Raw genomic sequence first — 1,035 nt, forward strand, 5'->3', positions numbered from 1 at the left:
CAGTGCTTCACCGGGGCCGCCGTCACCGCCCGTGACGGCTACGTCGTGGCGACGGCGGCCGGATACGCGGACGGCAGGCGGTACCAGCGCGGCGACCACGTGCCTCCGCGGCTCACGGCCGCGGCGCGGCAGCTCGCGGCGGCGCTGGAACGGGGCCTGCCGCGGTGATCAGCACCAGGACCGCGGCGCGCGGCCTCTGCCTCGCCGCCTCGCTGCTGATCGCCGCGGCCCCGGACGCCGGGACCCTCGCCCACGCGGACACGATCACGCACACCCACACGATCACGCACGCCGGGACGACCGCGCGCACAGGGACGACCGCGCGCACAGGGACGACCGCGGGCACAGGGACGGCCGCGGGCACTGGGACGACCGCGCTCTCGGAGATGACCGTGGGCGCGAGGACGGTCGCGGACGCGGCGAGGCTCGCGGCCGGGCCGAGGTCGCTCGACGAGCAGTGGCAGGTGACCGCGCTGCGGCTGCCCGAGGCGTGGCGGGTGAGCACGGGCGAGGGGGTGCTGGTCGCCGTGCTCGACACCGGCGTGAACGGCCACCATCCGGACCTCACCGGAGCCGTGGTCCCCGGCCCCGACCTGACCGGCGCTGCCAGGAAGCCCGGCCAGTGGGGCCATCACGGCACCGCGATGGCCAGCCTCATCGCCGGCCACGGCCATGACGCCGACCAGCGGGAAGAACAGCGGGAAGGCCAGCGGGAAGACCGCGACGACGCCTCTGACGGCAGTCCGGACGACGCTCCTGACGACACCCCGGGCGACACCCCGGGCGACGGACGCGCCGGAGGCCGTGACGCGACCCAGCACGAGGGCCAAGACTCGCCCCACGACGAGGGCCACGACGGCGACCACGACGGCCCGGGCCGTCGTGGTCCGGGCAGGAGCGCGATCGGCGGGAGCCCCGACGGAGCGCACCCGGGCGGCGTGTACCCGGGCGGGCGCGGCACCACGGTCGGCGTCGTCGGCGTGGCCCCGGCCGCGCGCGTGCTGTCGGTGCGCGTCACGCTGGAGAACGGCGACC

Annotated in this window: 1 protein-coding gene; it reads left to right on the forward strand. The window is 77.1% G+C overall.

Annotated elements, in window-relative coordinates:
* Window positions 1-164: 164 nt before the first annotated feature.
* The coding region (locus DQW85_RS47715) for a S8 family serine peptidase (RefSeq protein WP_275888237.1) at window positions 165-1,035 on the forward strand (871 nt) is incomplete at its 3' end.

It is taken from the genome of Nonomuraea lactucae, assembly GCF_003313395.1.
Taxonomy (GTDB): Bacteria; Actinomycetota; Actinomycetes; order Streptosporangiales; family Streptosporangiaceae; genus Nonomuraea; species Nonomuraea lactucae.